Source organism: uncultured Marixanthomonas sp. (assembly GCF_963974425.1).
Lineage (GTDB): Bacteria > Bacteroidota > Bacteroidia > Flavobacteriales > Flavobacteriaceae > Marixanthomonas.
On the sequence record NZ_CAXBCK010000002.1, the window covers coordinates 1 to 19,607 of the forward strand.

18 protein-coding genes are annotated in these 19,607 nt (G+C 35.9%); 9 read left to right on the plus strand and 9 right to left on the minus strand.

The window, feature by feature from the left end; genetic code table 11:
- Positions 1-50: 50 nt before the first annotated feature.
- Positions 51-608 (minus strand): crossover junction endodeoxyribonuclease RuvC, encoded by a 558-nt coding sequence (gene ruvC, locus AACZ92_RS00715; protein ID WP_339695758.1) that lies wholly within the window; start codon positions 606-608, stop codon positions 51-53.
- A 30-nt stretch (positions 609-638) separates the two neighbouring features.
- On the opposite strand from ruvC, the gene AACZ92_RS00720 reads away from it, so the two are divergent.
- From AACZ92_RS00720 to AACZ92_RS00730, 3 genes are read left to right on the plus strand one after another with little or no spacing between them, the layout of a single operon-like run.
- Complete coding sequence (locus AACZ92_RS00720) at positions 639-1,586, plus strand: lysylphosphatidylglycerol synthase domain-containing protein (RefSeq protein ID WP_339695761.1); 948 nt, start codon at positions 639-641, stop codon at positions 1,584-1,586.
- Positions 1,583-2,719 (plus strand): glycosyltransferase, encoded by a 1,137-nt coding sequence (locus AACZ92_RS00725; protein ID WP_339695764.1) that lies wholly within the window; start codon positions 1,583-1,585, stop codon positions 2,717-2,719. The genes AACZ92_RS00720 and AACZ92_RS00725 overlap by 4 nt, the downstream gene beginning before the upstream one ends.
- Positions 2,720-2,769: 50 nt before the next feature.
- On the plus strand, positions 2,770-3,639 hold the full coding sequence (locus tag AACZ92_RS00730) for a hypothetical protein (protein WP_339695767.1): 870 nt from the start codon (positions 2,770-2,772) through the stop codon (positions 3,637-3,639).
- Here AACZ92_RS00730 and AACZ92_RS00735 read toward each other — a convergent pair.
- The 3 genes from AACZ92_RS00735 to AACZ92_RS00745 all read right to left on the minus strand — a co-directional run bounded on the left by AACZ92_RS00735 (position 3,634) and on the right by AACZ92_RS00745 (position 5,563).
- Positions 3,634-4,122, minus strand: coding sequence for a hypothetical protein (locus AACZ92_RS00735; RefSeq protein WP_339695770.1), 489 nt, complete (start codon positions 4,120-4,122; stop codon positions 3,634-3,636). The two genes, AACZ92_RS00730 and AACZ92_RS00735, sit on opposite strands and share 6 nt — an antisense overlap.
- A gap of 114 nt (positions 4,123-4,236) precedes the next feature.
- Entirely contained in the window at positions 4,237-4,986 is a 750-nt protein-coding gene (locus tag AACZ92_RS00740) for a tetratricopeptide repeat protein (protein ID WP_339695773.1), read from the minus strand.
- Positions 4,979-5,563, minus strand: a complete 585-nt coding sequence (locus tag AACZ92_RS00745) for a sigma-70 family RNA polymerase sigma factor (RefSeq protein ID WP_339695776.1) — start codon at positions 5,561-5,563, stop codon at positions 4,979-4,981. Before AACZ92_RS00745 ends, AACZ92_RS00740 begins: the two co-directional genes overlap by 8 nt.
- Positions 5,564-5,728: 165 nt before the next feature.
- On the opposite strand from AACZ92_RS00745, the gene AACZ92_RS00750 reads away from it, so the two are divergent.
- The 5 genes from AACZ92_RS00750 to AACZ92_RS00770 all read left to right on the plus strand — a co-directional run bounded on the left by AACZ92_RS00750 (position 5,729) and on the right by AACZ92_RS00770 (position 14,361).
- Positions 5,729-6,730, plus strand: a complete 1,002-nt coding sequence (locus AACZ92_RS00750; RefSeq protein ID WP_339695779.1) for a hypothetical protein — start codon at positions 5,729-5,731, stop codon at positions 6,728-6,730.
- Positions 6,731-6,917: 187 nt separating this feature from the next.
- Positions 6,918-8,675 (plus strand): T9SS type A sorting domain-containing protein, encoded by a 1,758-nt coding sequence (locus AACZ92_RS00755; protein WP_339695782.1) that lies wholly within the window; start codon positions 6,918-6,920, stop codon positions 8,673-8,675.
- Between the two features lie 95 nt (positions 8,676-8,770).
- Positions 8,771-9,763, plus strand: coding sequence for a hypothetical protein (locus AACZ92_RS00760; protein ID WP_339695785.1), 993 nt, complete (start codon positions 8,771-8,773; stop codon positions 9,761-9,763).
- A 3-nt stretch (positions 9,764-9,766) separates the two neighbouring features.
- On the plus strand, positions 9,767-11,782 hold the full coding sequence (locus AACZ92_RS00765) for a PKD domain-containing protein (protein WP_339695788.1): 2,016 nt from the start codon (positions 9,767-9,769) through the stop codon (positions 11,780-11,782).
- Positions 11,770-14,361: a CHAT domain-containing protein gene (locus AACZ92_RS00770; RefSeq protein WP_339695791.1), complete on the plus strand. Its 2,592-nt coding sequence runs from the start codon at positions 11,770-11,772 to the stop codon at positions 14,359-14,361. Before AACZ92_RS00765 ends, AACZ92_RS00770 begins: the two co-directional genes overlap by 13 nt.
- Before the next feature lie 133 nt (positions 14,362-14,494).
- Here AACZ92_RS00770 and AACZ92_RS00775 read toward each other — a convergent pair whose 3' ends face one another.
- The 5 genes from AACZ92_RS00775 to AACZ92_RS00795 form a co-directional block, all read right to left on the minus strand.
- Positions 14,495-15,949, minus strand: coding sequence for a M56 family metallopeptidase (locus tag AACZ92_RS00775; RefSeq protein WP_339695794.1), 1,455 nt, complete (start codon positions 15,947-15,949; stop codon positions 14,495-14,497).
- Positions 15,946-16,311 (minus strand): BlaI/MecI/CopY family transcriptional regulator, encoded by a 366-nt coding sequence (locus AACZ92_RS00780; RefSeq protein ID WP_339695797.1) that lies wholly within the window; start codon positions 16,309-16,311, stop codon positions 15,946-15,948. Before AACZ92_RS00780 ends, AACZ92_RS00775 begins: the two co-directional genes overlap by 4 nt.
- Before the next feature lie 125 nt (positions 16,312-16,436).
- A complete protein-coding gene (locus tag AACZ92_RS00785) occupies positions 16,437-16,994 on the minus strand; it encodes a nitroreductase (protein ID WP_339695800.1) in 558 nt (185 codons plus the stop codon).
- Between the two features lie 132 nt (positions 16,995-17,126).
- Positions 17,127-17,423, minus strand: a complete 297-nt coding sequence (locus AACZ92_RS00790; protein WP_339695803.1) for a thioredoxin family protein — start codon at positions 17,421-17,423, stop codon at positions 17,127-17,129.
- A 55-nt stretch (positions 17,424-17,478) separates the two neighbouring features.
- Entirely contained in the window at positions 17,479-18,708 is a 1,230-nt protein-coding gene (locus AACZ92_RS00795; RefSeq protein ID WP_339695806.1) for a metallophosphoesterase, read from the minus strand.
- Positions 18,709-19,148: 440 nt separating this feature from the next.
- Here AACZ92_RS00795 and AACZ92_RS00800 point away from each other — a divergent pair, with 440 nt between their 5' ends.
- Positions 19,149-19,595: a hypothetical protein gene (locus AACZ92_RS00800; protein ID WP_339695809.1), complete on the plus strand. Its 447-nt coding sequence runs from the start codon at positions 19,149-19,151 to the stop codon at positions 19,593-19,595.
- Positions 19,596-19,607 lie beyond the last annotated feature (12 nt).

Consider the following 19,607-nt stretch of genomic DNA (forward strand, 5'->3'; position numbering starts at 1 on the left):
AGTACCGTACTGTGGGTTTGATATGATAAAATAGTATAGAGGTGGGTGGTTTATTTACCGCCCACTCTATCTTCATTTTGCTTTACAAATGCAGACCAACCTGTGTAGCTTTTACCCGTTTTAATACGACCTTCGTTATAGAAATGACAAACGGCTGCTGCCAGTCCATCAGTGCTATCTAGATTTTTAGGTAATTCTTTTAATCCAAGTGTGCTTTGCAACATTTTGGCGACCTGTTCTTTACTGGCGTTTCCGTTACCGGTGATTGCCATTTTTATTTTTTTAGGAGAATATTCGGTAATAGGCACCTCTCTTGAAAGTCCGGCCGCCATTGCCACACCTTGCGCTCTTCCTAATTTAAGCATGGATTGTACATTTTTTCCGAAAAAAGGCGCCTCGATGGCTATTTCATCTGGGTGAAACGTATCGATCAATTCAATGGTACGCTCAAAAATAAGCTTTAGTTTCACGTAGTGATCTTTGTATTTGGTAAGTTGTAGTTCGTTTAACTGTAGAAATTGCATCTTCTTTCCTACAACTTTTATAAGTCCAAAACCCATAATGGTGGTTCCGGGATCTATACCCAAGATTATTTTTTCTGAACTCATATTTAAAAACTTTCTGTAACTTCGTTGCTCATGCGCACCGTATTGCACAAATCTAAACAATATTGGCTGGTTGCCCTAAAAGTTTTGTTGCTGGGGAGCACATTTGCGTATATCTACTATAAAATCACTTCAGGAGAAACACTAAAATGGAACTTGTTTATTTCTGAAATTCAATCGAAAAACTTCGCTTACATTCTAGCTTTTATTCTACTAGCAGGAATTAATTGGTTTCTTGAAATAGCGAAATGGCAAACGGTAGTTTCAAAAATAAAAATCATTTCATTTTCCGAAGCCACTAAACAAAGCTTGATGGCTTTAACCGTATCCTTACCAACGCCAAACCGAATTGGTGATTATGGTGCCAAAGCCTTTTTTTATCCTTCAGAAAAAAGAAAAGAAATACTTCTACTCAACTTTTTAAGCAATAGTGCCCAAATGATCATCACCTGTTTTCTTGGGGGTATTGGACTTTGTTTTTTGGGGTTAAATTACTCCTTACCAATATCAAGCGTCAACCTCAGTATTTTAATTTCAGTTTTATTAATCGTAGTTGTTGCTACGTATTTTTTCAGAAAAAAACAGCTTATTATAAAAGGGCTCTCTATTGTTAACCTATTTAAGTATATCAAAAAACTATCGTATGCTTTAAAATCGAAACTGCTGTTATATTCCTTATTGCGATACATTGTTTTTAGCTTCTTATTTTATGTAATCTTATTGTTTTTTAATGCTGAAATTTCAATTTTACAAGCTATTCCCCTCATATTTGCAATGTACCTTTTAGTCTCTATACTACCTTCCTTTTTTGTTTTTGACGTGGTTGTGAGAGGAGGCGTTGCTGTTTGGCTTTTTTCATTGGCAAATGTGAACGAACTAACGATACTTTGTACAGTTTTTACTATGTGGCTGCTTAATTTTATTCTCCCCGCATTTGTGGGAAGTTTTTTTGTAGCACGTTATAAAACCGCAAACTTATGATGACATTGGGTTTTGTTTTGCTCACCGTTTATCTGGTACTTTTACTATTTATTTGGGTAGGAATGGTTCGGTTAAAACCACTGCTTTTGCATACCACAGAATCCAAAATTGCATTCACCATTGTTGTCCCTTTTAGAAACGAAGCTGAAAACTTACCTACGTTAATTACTTCATTAAAACAACTGAACTATTCTCCTGAATTGTTTGAAGTGATTTTTGTTGATGATGAATCGGAAGATAACTCGGTATTAACCGTTTCAAAAGCATTAGAAAATTGTGTGTTTCCTTTTAAAATAATTCGAAACAAGCGGTTTTCCAATTCGCCTAAAAAAGATGCAATTGCTACTGCTATTTCTGAAGCAAAACACGAATGGATCCTTACAACTGATGCCGACTGTTCTGTGCCAAAAAAATGGTTACAATGTTTTGACGTTGTAATTCAACAAGATAATCCAAATATGATTTGCGGGCCAGTTATTTATAAAAGCAATGGCAGCCTAATTGAAGCTTTTCAAAAGTTTGATGGATTGAGCTTACAAGCTGTAACCATGGGAGGGTTTGGACAGCATCGTGAAATTCTATCTAATGGTGCTAATTTAGGGTACAAAAAGACCATTTTTAACGAACTAAAGGGCTTTACTGGAAATAATCATATTGCGAGTGGTGATGACATATTTCTATTGGAAAAAATAAAAAAACACGCTCCAAACTCCATACATTTTTTAAAAACCGCTACCGCAATTGTAACAACTCAACCACAAAAAAGCTGGACACAAATAATAAATCAACGGGTGCGATGGGCTTCAAAAACAACAAAACAGGAAAGTTGGCTTCCAAAAATAATTGGAGTACTTGTTTTTATGGTTAATCTTTGGATTGCCTTTGGATGGATTTACATTATTTACAACACACAGTTTCTATACTTTTATCTTTTTGTTCTCCTTATCAAAATAGCAGTTGAAGGGTTTATTATTTTCTCAACAAAAGCTCTTTTCAAAAATAAAGTAGTGTCTTTAATATCAATTTTGCACGTTATAGCCAGTGGTCTACTATATCCATTTATAATGGTAATTGTATTTATTATGAGCTTATTAGGGAGTTATCACTGGAAAGGCCGCCGTTTTAAAGCGTAACTTCAAATTGATTACTTTTAGTTAACTTTAGCATTATAAAATTTGTCCCTATGAAACGTCTGCTCTTCTTATTCATCATATTAGCCAGTATTACTACTATAGCTCAGCAACAATATTCTGTAAATGGTGAAACTTATATGTTACAAAAGGAAGTTGACGGTCCACTCACCCTTTTATGGAATAGTATTGATAATGAGTATCGCTATTTCTTACAAAAAGACAATACCATAACCGAACTAAAAAATACCAAAGTTAACGGCGATTACCAAGCAGAATATAAAGAGGTGTTGCAGTTGCAAACTTCAGATGCTTCGCTTGCAGTGGACGATGTAAAATTAACCTTACCCAGCTTACGAGATTTTGTTGTGCGTTACAACAAACAAGTAGATTCTACGTATACTTCTGAAAAAAAATCTATCCAACTTAAAACACGCTTGGGAGCATTTGTAGGAGCTTCAAATAATGTGTACTACACAAACCCTGATAATACAGTGCTACCGGCTTTTGGGGTAGATTTTGAAATTATAGATGAAGTAAAGCTAAAAAGACATGCCATTGTATTTCGGTTTAAGCAATTATTGAAAAACAGTGATTATGACTTTTCAAATTCAGAATTTTCCTTGAACTACCGCTTTAAGTTTATAAAAAGAAGTGCGATAGACGTTTTTGTAAACACCAAGATTGTTGCCTATTCGTATGCGTCACGTGATGTTATTTTTATTAACGGTAGTGGAAACGAAGAGCGTATCACTGGTTCTGGAGGTGATTTACAAACGCCTGGAGCTTTTGGCTTAGGCGCCGACATTGCATTAGGTAATGGTTATCTTACCGTCTCATACAACGATATTGTAGCTATTGGACGAGAAAGCAGTGACGAATTTCCGGTGGATTTTACGGTAGGGTATAAGTTCAATTTATAATTCCTCGTCTGTTTGCAAAACAATGGGCAGTGTAAATTTGGTTTTTACAGGAATGCCACGTTTGTAAGCTGGAGCAATCAACGTTATAGAATCAATTTTAATATGCAGACTCTTTTTTAAGTTAGGTAATTCGGCTTGGGTTAGACTATCCATCTCAATACTTTTTACGGAAAGTTGCCCTTTTTCTGAAACTGAAAACTTCACATACACCGTATCGCTCAAGTCTTTTATAGACATATCCTTATTACTAGTAACAGCTTCAAAAAGAGACGTTGCCAACGTATTTTCAAAACAGTTTTTTTGCGCCTCTTTTTCTGAAAAAGCCTCGCACGACTTAAAAACAGGGTATTGATCTACATCTTTCCAGTCTATCGTTTTAATTTCTTCATCATAAAAAGTTTCCGAAGAAATTTTCTCGGTTTCAAAAAACTGACAAGAAACCGTTGTAACAGCAATAACAAGATAAAGGATTAGGTGCTTCATAAATACAACGCTCTCATACTCCTGCAAATTTATAAGAATAATTTATAAGTGAGGCACAAACTTTTAGCCTATATAGAATAGGTAGAAAAAAGTAATCCAAGAGGCCGCTGAAGACTACAACTCCTTCAACAGTTCTTGGGCTTTGCTATATTCTTCGGAATCAGCATCGATGGAGTTTAATATTTGTTCCACCTCTATATATTTTTTTTGTTTTAATTTACTCAATGCCATCCACCAACGCGATTTTGAAACGTAAACCGAGTTTCCTTCTGAAATATGCTTCAATATCTTTTCAGCTTGTTCAAATTTATCCTGTTCAATTAATGCTTGTGCTTTGTACAACTGGAATTGAACAGTATCGGGTGCATTTTGCAACAAATTATTAAAATGCGTCAAAGCTTCTTTATAGTCACCATTATTAAATGCTGTTTCAGCTTCTTTGGCAGTTGCGTTGCTATTACCCCGCATTGTCAATGAAATAGCGTCTTGCGTTGCAAATTCGGAATAGGTTGGTTTACCAAAGTCATTGAACAAAAACAACCCAACAACCAATATAACTGTAGCTGCCACGGCATAATGCCACGGTTTAAAAAGTATGACTTTCCCTTTTGAAATAGTTGAATCTTGTGAAAGTTTAAAGTTCGTGTCTGCTTGTTGTATGGATTGCAATACATCAGCTCGCTTAGTAGAAAATCGATTTTCTAGCACCTTATAAATATTCGAAAAAGCACTAAATTCATCATGGAGTGCTGTATCCTTTTCAAGTCTTTCTACAAACGCCCTACGTTCAGAATCCGACATTGTTTTCTCTATATATGCTATAAATAATGTGTTTTTTTCGGTTTCCATACTACTATCATCCATTATTTAGCTGCCGGTATTCAGGGCTTTTTTTAATTAATTGGGTCAACTTACTGATGCAGAGCGACTTTTTTTTCCGAGCATAAGCATAGGTAATGTTTAGCTGATCTGCTACTTCTTGCATGGACATAGACGAAAACCCTAAGGTAATTATCTTTTTACAGGTATCGCCCATTTTTGAAAGCATGGCTATATATAAGTTTTGTTGTTCTTCAAATTCTTGAGTTGATGCCGCTGTTTCATCAGCATCATCACTTATATATAAACGCTCCTCCTCAATTGTTACCTCTTTATTAGAAGATTTTTTTAGCATATTAAGCCATTTGCGTTTACAGATCAGAAAAAAATAGGCGTCGAAAGGACATGTTAGCTGCAATCCTTTAGTTTTGGCTTGGTCGTACAGGGTTATTAAAGATTCTTGGATAATATCGCGGGCAGCAGCTTCATCACCACTGTTTTTACGCACATAGCCAATAATCTTTGGAGCAAATTTGACATAAATTTCATCTATAAGTTCACGGTTATTTGTCAGAAGTGCTTCTACGTATTTTTGGTCGGGATGTATTTTTTTTGCTGTCAAAAACAGGGTTTAATGTTATTCCAGTTTGTTTTATCTCAAAGGTACAATGTTTTTCTTATTGTACTTTATGGTTTCAATACCAATAAAATTAAAAATTACCAGCTAATGGGTAACAAAAAAAAAAAACGGTTGATATAAGGATGTAATCATTAAAAAATAAAAATTATGAAACGCACAAACAGAACAACACGAAAGTATGTATACAGCTTTATTTCACTTGCCCTATTTGTAGGGTTTGGTATAAGCTGTAGCCCAGAAAGTACCGTACCGGTAGATGATGGCTCCTTGCCATATACAGTAGGCGACCCAGCATCATTCACAGCCTTAAGGGATGACGCTTTGAATACGCATATTGAAAATAAAATCTTCAACGCCGAAGATGGTGTTCAATTTACCTCCAACGATGGGGCCGAAATACAAATATTTCCCAATTGTCTTTACAATGAAGGGGATTTAGTCAACGGCGAAGTAGAGCTCACCTTTATAGACCTCTATGAAAAACGCGACATGGCCACAACCAACAAACCCACTATGGGTTTAATGCAGAATGGCGATAAAGCTCCTTTGGTAAGTGGTGGCGAGTTTTTTATTGAAGTAAGACAGAATGGTGATTTATTAGAAATGGGCTGCCAATACCAGCTAATGGTCCCTAGCGACAACACAGGGGGCATCGATCCTGAAATGGTACTATGGAATGGCATCATCGACGAAAACGGTGACCTAACTTGGGACGAAGTGGAAGAAGAAGACAATGCACAGATCTATACTGAAGGAGGAAACTATTATGTATTTGCAGAAGCATTTGGTTGGAACAACATCGATAAGTTTTTCGACGATCCCAGACCAAAAACAACGTTGCTTGTCGATGTACCGGAAGGGTTCGAATTTGAGAACAGTGCCGTCTATCTATCGTTTGATGGAGAAGCAAATGTCTTGGTTAATTTGGATAGCTATGACGAAGTAAACGATTTATTTACAGAACACTACGGCCAAATACCTATTGGCATTGAAGCACACCTTATTTTCATGTCGGCAGATGGAAATAACTGGCGATATGCAACACAAGGAGTAACCATTGCCGAAAATGACATCTATACCTTTACTATTGAGGACACTCAAACAGACACCTTAGAAAACGTTTTAGCGGCCATCAACAGTCTCCCATAATTTTGTTGGTTTTTGATTAGTCGATTGTTTGATAGCCAAAAAGCCACCGTAACAGGTGGCTTTTTATTGTTTATAACAGGGCTTGATAAAAAAGTTTTAAAAAAGGGGTAACAAAAACTGAGTTCGTCAATATACCAATAGAAAGGGCATCTAATCAGTGCCAAATAGTAACACTAAAGAACAAATTATGAAAACAAAATTATTTTTTATCGCATTAATCGGATTGTTTTGCTTGACAGCTCAAGCGCAAACTTTTCAAAAACAAGTACAACGCAATTCCGATATTTATCACGATCTCAACTTAGATATTATTGAAGACGGAACCACCGACTTTATCGTCGCAAGTAATATTTTTGACACTGGCATGAACAATTCCGAAATCAGTTTAAAAAGAATGGACGAAAATGGAAACATTGTTTGGGCAAAGCAATATTCAGACAGCTCACTACAAAACGCAAGGGTTTTTGATGTTGCAAATATGTTTGACACTGTAGTAATTACAGGATCGATAGACGTGGCTGGAACCAAACGTACCTTTATTGCAAAAATTGAAGCGGCAACAGGGAACGTACTCAATGTAAAATATTTCGATATTGTTTCACCAAATTTTAATTCCACTGGCCTCAATATTGCCTATACAAATACCGATGCTACTGGCAACGGAACCTCCGATCCGGGCTTTGTAGTAGGAGGATTCTTTAGTGGTTGTTATGATTTGGATTATTTGTGTAACCTTAATATTGGTTATGTTCTTCGAGTAGATGATTCCCTAAATGTACTATGGACTACAGAAGTAGATACTTCGGTAAACTCCAATAGTGATTACGATTTCATTAATAAAATTACCGAAACAAGTGATGGTTTTTTCTTGACAGGAAGTGCTACAGGTTTGACACAACTAGGCTTTGAAAGACAAGGGGCTCTAGCGTACCTTATTGACTATGAGGGAAATACAGTATGGAACAGCAGTTATATCTTCGGAAACTCAAGAGATGTAAGTGTTGATGCCTATTATGAACCTACTACTGGAAATATCTATATGCTTTCCAATTATTCTTCTATGCATAACTTCGGAATCACCGTATTTGATCCAAATGGAACGATAATAAACAGTCTTTCTTGGGTAATCAATTCAGGCGATCTAGACCGTTATGGATTTACTTTAAAAGAATCGATAAATTCCTCTAACAATCTGGTAGTATTTGGATATGACAGAAATGAGAATTGGGCAAATGCAGCTGGAGTAAATCAAATAGGACAGAGCAATGTTATTGTTTATGAGTTTGAAAAAGCAACTGGAAACCAAATTTCTATAAACTACCAATATTTAACGCCACATATAGAAATGCCTGGTGATGAATACAATTTTTGGAACGGGCAAATGCCACTAATCTATTATCCAGATATGGCAACTGTCTTGAATAACAACCAGGGATCTCCAGGAGATTATCTTACCACAGGATACCGCACTCCCACAGGTACACAAGTTACTTTTGCCGAAATTACAAAAACAAGTGATAAGCTCAATATGTGTCATAACAGAGAACTCACCTTACCCCACACCTCTATTGCTGTGACTAACATCTCCGTTAGTTCAGGTTCTGTATCCACTGTGGATGGTCCTATGAATGTTACTGGTAGCAATTATACATACAACCTTAACGATTGCGGTACTACAATGGGTACAGAGGATAATATTAATAATAAAACTGGCGGACTATATCCCAATCCAGCAACAGACCAACTTACTGTTTATTTAGGTCAAGACAGTATTAAGTCATTTATGGTTCACTCTGTTTTAGGGCAGCAAGTAGCATCTAAAAATTTGAAGGGAAGTAACAAAAAAACTACCCTAGATGTTTCCGCATTAAAAACAGGTATCTACTTTATAACGGTTGCCAATAGTATAAACCAAAGCCAGACCTTTAAATTTATTAAAGATTAAGCCTCACTATATGTGAGTGTTAGTGCCCTGCTTTTGAGGGGAAGCGGGGCACTCTTTTAAAATTTTGTAACTTAGGCGCAACTAACTAACCGGTTATGAAGTATTTTTTTACAATTTTGGGTTGTTATGTCTGTATTGCCCTTTTATCATGTAGTTCCGATAGTGAGGATTGTAATATTGGACCTATTGAAAACCCAAATCAGCAAGCTGTAATAGACAGTACAGCTTATAGGCAAAGTGCACACGATTGCAGATTGCCAAGAGTACAAAGGTTTCAAGTATCCAATTTTTCCTTTTCTGAAATTGTAGCAAATCAAGGAACCATTTTAAACATAAACCCCAAAACCTTTTCAAAACCCGACGGTACTTTGGTGGAAGGCGATGTAATCATTTCAATGCTTGAGATGTACCAACCTGGGGAGATTATTGCCTGCCAACTTTCCACAAATGCTCTAAACCAAAATCAAAGCATTGAACCTTTACTGAGTGAAAGCATCTTTTTTTTAGATGTTACCTACAACGATGAACCGGTTATTTTCAACCAGGATATACAAGTTTTTATTCCTTCGGAAAACCAAAATTTAGAACTCTCACTTTTTCATTCCCCCAGTTGTCCACACTTGGACTGTAACGTCCTTTGGGAAGAAAAGCCACAAGGAGACATATTTGAAGAGCCCTACACCAATCCTACGGGCGATGTAGTCTTAGGTTACAGATCATCTATACAAACCACAGGTTGGCTTAGTATTGCACGGTACAATAACAGCCAAGAACCAAGAGGTACTCTTTATAATAAAGCAATAGCTGGATACAATATCTCGAATAGCAATACCTTTTTGTATTATGATGGCACAAGTACAGCCATTGGGATGTTTTCAAAATTTGACAACGAAAATAAAGTGTTTAGTGAGCAATACAACGAAATACCCAATAACACCCCGAGCGAAGTGATTTTTGTAAGTAAACCGGAAACCGAATTTAAGTTCGGTTCCAGTGCTGTTATAACTAAAGATGGTAAAATAACAGTTACCCAAGACCTGCAATCAGGCTCTGAAACAACCTTAATAGCCTATATCAATAACCTGTAACTTATGCAAAAAGCAATACAATCTATTGTTTTTCTACTTTGTCTTGCTACAACGGTAACAACTGCCGTTGGCCAAACCGCCGTCCAAGATACTCTAACTAGATCCGCCCCAATTTTTTACGATGTTAAGGGAAATAAAGTAGAATTCAATCCTCAAATGCCACCTTTAAATCAAGTTTCTGGAGCTCCAAAAGCGTATTACACGTATTATTGGGAGTTTGGTGATGGTGATTTCAGTTTTAAGGAAAAACCCAAACACACCTATAAAAAGGAGGGCGATTATACCGCGAGATTATGGAGCACCAACAATTACGACAACGGAAAACCTCCAGAAAGCAGACCAGAAAGGGTAAAAATCGATTCATATAACAACGATCAAGCCAGTGTCGACAATACACTTACCGAAGAAACCAAACCAACCGTCTTCCTAGAAGGGGAACATCTAATAATCAAAACCAATCGGGACCCCTTACCAGATCAAGAAATGGTCTTGATAACAAGTTATAAAAACACCAAAAGCTACGTAACCAACGGTTCTTTATATTTATATTATAACGATACAAAATTCAAGGACGATAATTTTGAAGTAGAAGACACCCGTTTACACCATGGCGAAACTATTGCACCTTCTACACCAGCTTTTGCTGAAGTGGCCCATATTGATGCTTCGCGTTATTTTCTTGCCAGTAGGCAAAACCAGCCTTTTATAGACACTAGTATTCAACAGGATTCAACCAAACGCACAAATTTACCTGCCACATTTGAAGAATCGGAACAAATGTATCGAAACCACCAGCGTATTGAGTTTAACAATATGCAGCCAGGCGAAGAGCGACATATTTTCAGGACCTTGAAAACAACCCCCGAAATGTTGAAAGACACCAGTGCTATTGCTACATTACGAACCATTTACGTACCCGATAAAAATTACCAAAATCATACCGTAAAAGATACAGAACTGGAAATTGTAACCTCTCATGACCCCAATAAAATGTCCTCCAATGGTACCGTTCTTAATTATCGTTTGGTCCGTTTTAAACGGGTAAAGTTTAAGGTGAAATTTCAAAACAACGGGGAAGGCCCCGCGAATACCATACGATTAGAAGTGGACACGCCAGATATGTTTGACAAAAGCACGTTGCAAGTAAGCGATATGTACCCCAAATGCCGTATTTGTCCAAAAGGACGGGAAGTAAATTATTCCTGCTTGGATACTATCTATGAAAAAGACAAACTCATTTTTACGTTTAAAAAAATATACCTTCCGGGAACGGCTCAAAAAAATGTGGTAGACCGCGATTCTACCAAAGGATTTGTGAAATATTCGATGAAGTTTGGCAATGATTTCCATAAAACGAAAACCAGTAGCCAAACAGCCATTTTTTTTGACAAAAATGAACCTATTATCACCAATTACAGCACCACCCGTTTTATGCCTGGGGTTTCTATTGGTGCTAAAGCTGGGTATATTTTTACCCCATCAAGGAACAACAGCAAGGAGTATTTTGCTGGGGCCACCATTTCGCCCTTTAAATCATACCGAGGGTATTTTCAGGCCGAATTGTTTCTATCTGCAAGTTCTTTAGATAAGTTAAAAAACTTTGAAACCAGTACTACAAATGCTGTGGGGATTAAGGAACTGATGCGCTTTTCAGAAAAAAACGAAGAAAAAAATATTACGGCTTATGCAGTGCCCATTTCATACCGATATAATCTCAACAATTTTTTAGCGGTCGGGGCCGGTGTGCAAGTACAACTCGATTTACAAAATAAAGTAGAAACCTTTACCGAAGGAGAAGCATTTTTGAACATTCCGGGAGAAGGCATAATACGGGACGATGTGTACGATACTTATCAAAAAACCGAATGCACGCATAGCTTTACCAATTTTAATAGCGGGGTTTTTGTAGGCATCAATGCGGGTGGCGTTCGTATTGGACCTAGTGTTGGGCTACGGTATGTATTTAATTTTAAGGAACCCACTTCGCAACTGCAAGCCTACGCAATTTGGAAATTTTAAACCGTCATATTGTTTGCCTAGTACTCCTATTTTTTGTGGCGTTACCCAACTTTTCGCAACAAGCTGAAACCGATTCCATTTATACAAAACTAGACGTTTATTTAGAACAGCCTTCATCCCAACATACTAAAAAATTAAAAGCATATCTCGAAACCATTTCAACTACCGAAAAATCCGTACAATTGGCCAAAACAATTGCTTACTGTAATATGGGGTATGTTGCATTTAAAAACGGTATGTTGCAAAATGCCATCGATTATTATGAAACTGCCAAGCAACTTTATTTTTCTAAAAAGCTGAGTGGATATGATATTACTGAATATTGTTTAAAACCCTTAGGAAACCTCTACATTAAAACTCGCGCCTTGTCCGAAGCCGAAAATACTATTAAACACTATTTGGTCTTGGCACAAGAAAAGGGTCAAGCTAAACAGGAAGTCAGTGCAATTTTAAACCTTTCGGTCCTGTATCACAACCGGGGAGCCTATAAAAAAGCCATACAGTTGTTACGGCAAGGTATAGAAAAAGCACCGAACTACCCCGATTTAAAACTTAATTTGGCAACCAATTATTTTGGGTTAGGACAGGTTGAAGAAGCGAAAAAAATAGTCTTAAAATTAATAGCTACATCAAAAAATAGTTCCACCTATCACCTTTTAGCACAAATTTATCGTTCGGAACAAGCCTATGACAAAGCGATTTTAGCTTTACAACACGCTCTTACAATTGCAGAACAGAGCCGCAGTATCGGTAGTCGAGAACGAGCAAAGTTACACCTAGCATTGGCCGAAACATATTTTGAAAGTAACGATTCTCAAAATACTATTTTAGAACTTCAAAAAGTCTATTCGTTATTGCTTCCGAGTTATAAAACAGCACAAGAAAGACCGAACGCCGAGCAATTATATGCCGAAACCACCCTAATGGATGCACTGGACTTGCACGCATCTACTCTGACGCGAACAGACAACCCTAGAAAAGCTATCGAAACATTTGAAATGGCGTTTACAGTAAACAACTATCTGTTCGCACAATTGTATGTTCAGGATAGCAAAATTATGACGCAACAAAATAGTAAACGTCGAGCTGAGCAAATGCTAAACCTTCTTTATACGCAATATCAAGATACCAAAGATACAAGCTGGATAGAAAAGGCTATACAACTAGACAATCGAATTAAAGGCTGGGTAGTTTTTGAAGCTGTCACCTTAAAAAATAAATTGGGCGAACAAGCAAACGAGTTTCAAAAACTGCAAGAGAAATTGTCAGTGGTTAACAATCAAATCAATAAGCTTAGTGACCCTTCTAATCCTGATTATAAAAAACTGGTTTCCCTACAAAAAACATATAGCTCATTATTGACGCACCAACGAAAAGTATATGACAGTATGCAGGTTAAACACGCTAAAAATCAAGATTTCGATACTACAATGGTAAAGAAACTGAGACAAAAAGCTTCAACAACAGGAAAAATGCTAGTAAGTTACTTTCTGGGAGAAGAAACGGGGTTTCAGTTTATTGTTTCAGAAGAAAAAATAAGCTTTAAAAAGCTGATTTCTTCAAAAAAAGAATATCAAAACTTTTTAACTTTCATCCGTGAATACAACCGATTTTTTAATACTCCTGCAACCATAAATAATGATATTTCGGTCTTTACCACAGCTTCACACACCTTATTCAACAAACTGAAAATACCAAAATCGGAGGGGCTTCTTATCATCCCAGATGGTTTACTTTCTTTTGTGCCGTTTCAAACATTATTAACTAAAACAACGCAGAGTAAACAATATAGCGACATGGCTTTTTTAGTTTTCGAGAGCTCAATATCGTATGCCGTATCGTTTCAACAATATGTAAATAACAACAAAGGTTTTACAGAAAAGCAATCGGTTTTAGGCGTCTTTCCGGTTTTTACAGATACTCCGCAGGAACTACATTATTCGGTTATGGAAGCAGAAGAAATTGGCAATTTATTTCCTTCCAAAATACTAATGAGAGACCAAGCAACCGCCCAATCGTTTTTAGACGCTGCCAAGTCACATTCTATTTTACATATTTCCACCCACGCGCTAGGGGGAAGCTTTACCAACGAACCGGACATTCAGTTTATCGATAGTTCCTTTTCACTCGAAGAATTGTACGGACTTCAATTTTCACAACAATTGGTGGTTTTAAGTGCTTGTGACACGGGCGTGGGGAAAGTTGTAAAAGGTGAAGGTGCGCTTAGCTTGGCTCGCGGTTTTCAATATGCAGGTGCTCCCAATGTACTGTTTTCATTGTGGCAGGTAAACGATAAAAGCACCGCCCAATTAATAGAGAATTACTATAAGCATTTAAAAAATACAGGGTCCCGGGATATTTCTCTTCATAAAGCAAGTTTAGATTACTTAAACAACGAAAACATAGCCAACCCACAAAAATCACCCTACTATTGGGGTGCTTTTGTATATTATGGCACTACCGATCTAGCACAGGAACCTACTCAAACCTATTGGTATATCTTTGTAATTGCAGGTATATTGATAGTTGGGATTCTTTTTTGGTTTTTAAACCGAAGAACATATAAAAACACAAAATAGGATAAAAGAATTTGCATCTGCGGTAGTAAAAATAGAAGCATATATTACAATTATCCTTTGAAAAATGAAGTTCTTCAATAAAAAACCCGAAACAGATCTGTTTCGGGTTTGAATTTTTATCTGTAGGCCTATTTTAATTAATTTCAAAAATAATTGGCAATGAATATAGCACACCTACCTTTTTTCCTCTGTGCTCACCTGGTAGCATTTGTGGGATTTTATTTACCACACGAAGTGCTTCCTCCTCTAAATCGGGATGTGGCCCTCTCGCTTTGGCATCTGCAACATTTCCTTGTTTGTCTATTTTAAACTGAACAAAAATGCGCTGCTTTCCATTTAAATTGGCATTATCGCCTACTTTGCTATTAAAATTGTCTACAACTAATTGCATTATGTTATTAGACATGCATTTTTTAGCATCTTCATTACTCATCCCTTCGCAACCCGGGAAAGTAGGCACTTTATCGATTGCCGCAAACGGAACATCTGTGTCGTCCTCAGTTTCGTCAAGATATTCTTGAACAGAAGTATATACCTTATCTCCAGGTTCTGCTTTTGTGGCCAAAAACTGTAACGCTTTTTCTTCTTCAGGAGTCAAGTTTCCTTTTTTCATAATAGCTTCGGAAAGTTCATTGATTTTGGTCATCACCTCACTATCGCCAGTGTTTGAAACTAAATTTGCTTCCTCTTTTACTTCGTCCGCTTCATTGGTACACGATGTATAAAACAACATGGCGCAAACTACGGGAATAAGTAATAAATACTTTAGTTGAAAAATTTTCTTTGATTTTGATTTTTGTAACATAACGATTCGTTTTTTGATTAATGATTGATTGAAAAATGTATTTGTAAATGAAATATCCGATGTTTGAAACACCTGCGATAATAAGTTTTGATAATATGCTTTTCTGGTTTGCTGTTTAGCCACACTACTATCGGCTATAAATTCTTGCAGTTCGGTTATCTTTTTCTGTAACACATACACCAATGGGTTAAACCACCAAATGATGCGTAAGGCTTCAAAAAATAACAAATCGGCTGTATGTTTTTGTTTTGCGTGTACTTTCTCGTGCAGTAAAATGTTTTCGGTTTGCTTTTCTGAAAGATCACTTCCTAAAAAAATGGTATTGAAAAAAGAAAAAGCCGCTTTGCTGTTTGGTAGTTGGATGATTTTCAAGTTCTCAAATTCGTTTTTAATACCCGATTGTTTTAACTTATAAAACTTGATCACTTTTAAACTGAAAAGAGTTAATGCTACCAACATTCCTAGCAACCAGATAATTTGTACTGTTTCTGAAATAGTCAAAAAAGATGCACCTGTTTCTGAAATAGTAACGGCATCTAACTGTATGGATTTTTGAGCTGTTTCACCACCAATAATCACCGCCGGAAGTTGTATTAAATACTGCTCTGGAATTGCGTTTCTAAACGCTTCAATTTTAAATAAAGGAAGCAAAAAGCTTATAATTGGGGTTGCCAAAAGATAAATCCTATTCCATGTGAAAAAGGTTTCTTTTTTCAGAAATAGATCGTAGACTACCAAAAACAGTAGTTGAAAAGCGATAGTTTGTACTATATAATGTATCATGACTTTTCTTCTTTATTAATCTCGTTCATTATCGTTTCCAGTTCATTGATACTGATGTCGTTCTTCTCCATAAAAAAGGATACCATACTCTTAAACGAACCTTGAAAATAACCATCTACCAATTTATTGATTGACTGGTTACTGTACTCGTTTTTTTTCACTTTTGGGAAGTAAATATGCCCGCGACCTTCTTTTCTATAATCCACAAATTCTTTACTTTCCAGAATCCGTACAATAGTAGAAACAGTATTATATGCTGGTTTTGGCTCTGGCAACTCGTCAATTATTGCTGCCACATTGCCTTCTCCAAGTTCCCAGAGAATATGCATAATATCTTCTTCTGCTTTTGTAAGTTGTTTCATGGTATCACTATTATGGAATCAAATATAAACTAAATACTTAGTTTAAACTAATTTTTTAGTTATAAATTTTAATGGTTAGCCTTTTTTAAATTTTTTTCAAAAAAATTAAAGTAGAAACTTTTCTATTAAACCCAAGTAGTTTTTTCGCCTATGGAAGTTTTGCGTTGTCCTTCGGAGAGGTTTTCATCATATTTCCCCATATAGAAAAAGCCTAGACAGCTTTCCCCTTTATTGAGCGCTACTAAATTATGCAAATGATCTTTCAATGGCGGAGAACTCCAATAGCCACCAATTTTCATGTCGTGAGCGGTTAACCACATATTTTGAACAGCCATGGAAGTTGCTGCAATTTCTTCCCATTCAGGTACCGATTCTTTTGGGTCGCGTTGCATACAAATAGCAATAACACAAGCAGACTGCATGGGCTTTTCTTCAATTTTTTGTTGTTTAAATTCTGAAGGGTTTTCAACTATGTCTTTATAGGTTTTACCTAAAAAATCAGCTAGTTTTTTTCTAGCAGTTTCAGAATGAAAAATCTTAAAGCGCCATGGTTCGGTCTTTCTATGTGTAGGTGCCCAATTTGCTGCTCCTACTATTTTTTGTATTTCTTCTTCTGAAATAGGTTGGTTGTTATATTGAACTGGAAAAACAGATCGTCTGTTTTTAATTATTTCTGAAATCATAAGTGTTATTTATTGATATTTGAATCAAATAGTAGGTAATAATAATTGAAAAACAAAGAGTGAGTCGTGACGTTCAGGATGTGATTTTTCACTTTTATCAAAATGTTAGCGAACACACTTAGGTACGAAGGATTAAATATACTCCTTGACTAAACCGATAAGTGTATTGGCATCTTGTTCTCCGCTCTTGCGCCATTTCATTTCGCCGTTTTTGTAAATCATAAGCGTAGGCAATCCTTTAACGCGAAGTGCTTCGGCCAATTCTTGATTTTTATCTACATCGATTTTTACAACTTTTGCTTTATCGCCAAGCGCGGCAGCTGCATCCCGTAAGGTTGGGTGCATTTCTTTACAAGCTTCATCCCAATCTGCAAAAAATGCAAGTAGGACGGGTAGTTTCGTTTCGATTAATTCTCCAAATTTTGACATTTGCTTATAGTGTTTCTTGAATAAATCTTATTACAAATATAGTATTTCCAACGCATTATGCGTCTTTACCTCGTTTTTTAAGTTGGATAACGGTAATTTCAGGCCACATTCCAACCCTTCCTGGATACCCTAAAAAGCCAAAACCACGATTTACGTTTATGTATCTTCCAAATTCTTCATAAATACCAGCCCAGTTTTCATACCTATATTTCACCGGGCTCCATTTAATCCATCCAGGAATATCAATTCCAAACTGCATGCCGTGGGTATGACCACTTAGGGTAAGTTGGTAATTTCTATCATCTTCTTTTACTTGAGCTTTCCAGTGCGATGGGTCATGACTCATTAGTATTTTAAAGTCTTCTTTTGTAACACCTTCAGAAGCCTTATTAAGGTCACCTGCTTTTTTAAATCCTCCCTCGCCCCAGTTTTCAACTCCTATTAACTTAATTTTTTCTCCATCCCGTGTAAGCGTTCGGTTTTCGTTCAACAATAAATCCCATCCTATTTCTTTTTGAAGGGCTTTTAATTGTGATAGATTTTCATTTTTAGCAGTTTCGGTTTCCCAACTTACATAATCGCCATAATCGTGATTTCCAAGAACTGAAAACACCCCGTCTTTTGCTTTTAAAGTTGAAAAAGTTTTTTTCCAACGATTCATTTCATCTGCAACATTATTTACAAGATCTCCAGTAAAAAGAATTACATCACTTTTTTGTTCATTGGCTAAGTTAACTGCGTAAGCTACTTTTTCTTCATCATTAAAACTCCCACTGTGAATGTCGCTCAACTGTGTTATAGTATAGCCGTGAAAAGCATCGGGAAGATCGTCAAACTCCAACGCATATTTAAGCACTTTATAATTGTACTTTCCTTTATACATTCCGTACAACAAAGAAGCAAAAGGTATTGCTGCAATCCCTAATGCTAAGGTACTAACAAATTTTCTTCTCGAGGGAAGGTGAAATGCCTCGCTACCACCGCCAATTTTTGTAAAAAGTCCAACGAATAAACGAATAATGTCTTCGCCGAACATTAAAATAACCAATATTAATTTTGGAACAAAAACGACTAAGAAAAAGCCAAAAACATACATTTTTTCTACACCTATCAGTCTATCAGAACTAATTCCTAATTGATAAATTAAGGCTCCCAATACTAGAAGTGAAATAAGCACCCAAAGACCATACACCCAATAACTTCGAGTTACCGTTTTAATGGCTTGAAAAGCATAAATATCGACTAAAATGTATATTGAAATGAAAATTACCCAACGTAGTGTCATAAGTACAGTAAGAATTTTTTAAAGATACTATGTTTAAAAACGCTGAAAACTGAATTTACTTTTTTTTAACTGTTTTATATGTATTTACAGTTGAAAAGCTATACTAATATAGTAAACAATTATAGAATTTTCTTACAAAAAATAAAGTAACCATTTCTATTTTAGAGAGTTATATCCTACGTACTAACCCTTATTTTTTTCACAAAAATGAAAATTATGATATAAGATTTATAAATTTTAGTAGCTTTGTTATACATAAGTAGGTTGACCAACTTAAAAATGGGTCGATCAAATTTGGGGCGAAAAGTCATCACAGCTGTGATGGCTTTTCTATTTTATAACTACGCGAAATCTTAATTTTACAAAAACCATATTCATATATAATATGTTGATTTTTTGTATCTTACTATACCTAATTTTTTTACTTAAAATCTATCCCTATGAAAAATGTAACTTTTCTTATTCTCGGATTAACCCTTATTACCATATTAATTAGTGCTTCAACAACAGATCAACAAGAAAAAAACACTCTCAAAGGTGTTTGGGAGCTTCAAGATCAATATATGTACAAAAACAATATGGTGGTTGATACAATTGAAAATTATAAAAATAGTCGCCAAGTTAAAATGTACACAAATAATAAGGTAATGTGGACACGTTACAACCCAAAGGATTCTGTAGAATGGTTTGGTTATGGAAACTATATTGTAAAAGACGGCACTCTAGAAGAACGCTTAGAGTATGGATCTTTTCAGATGATGAAAATAATAGACACTACAAAAGTGTTCCGTTTTAATCTAGAAATGACTAAAAGTACTTTTAGTCAAATAGCGCTTGATGAACAGGGCAATAAATATTATTCTGAAAATTATACACGAGTAGACTAAGTGTAGTGGTTT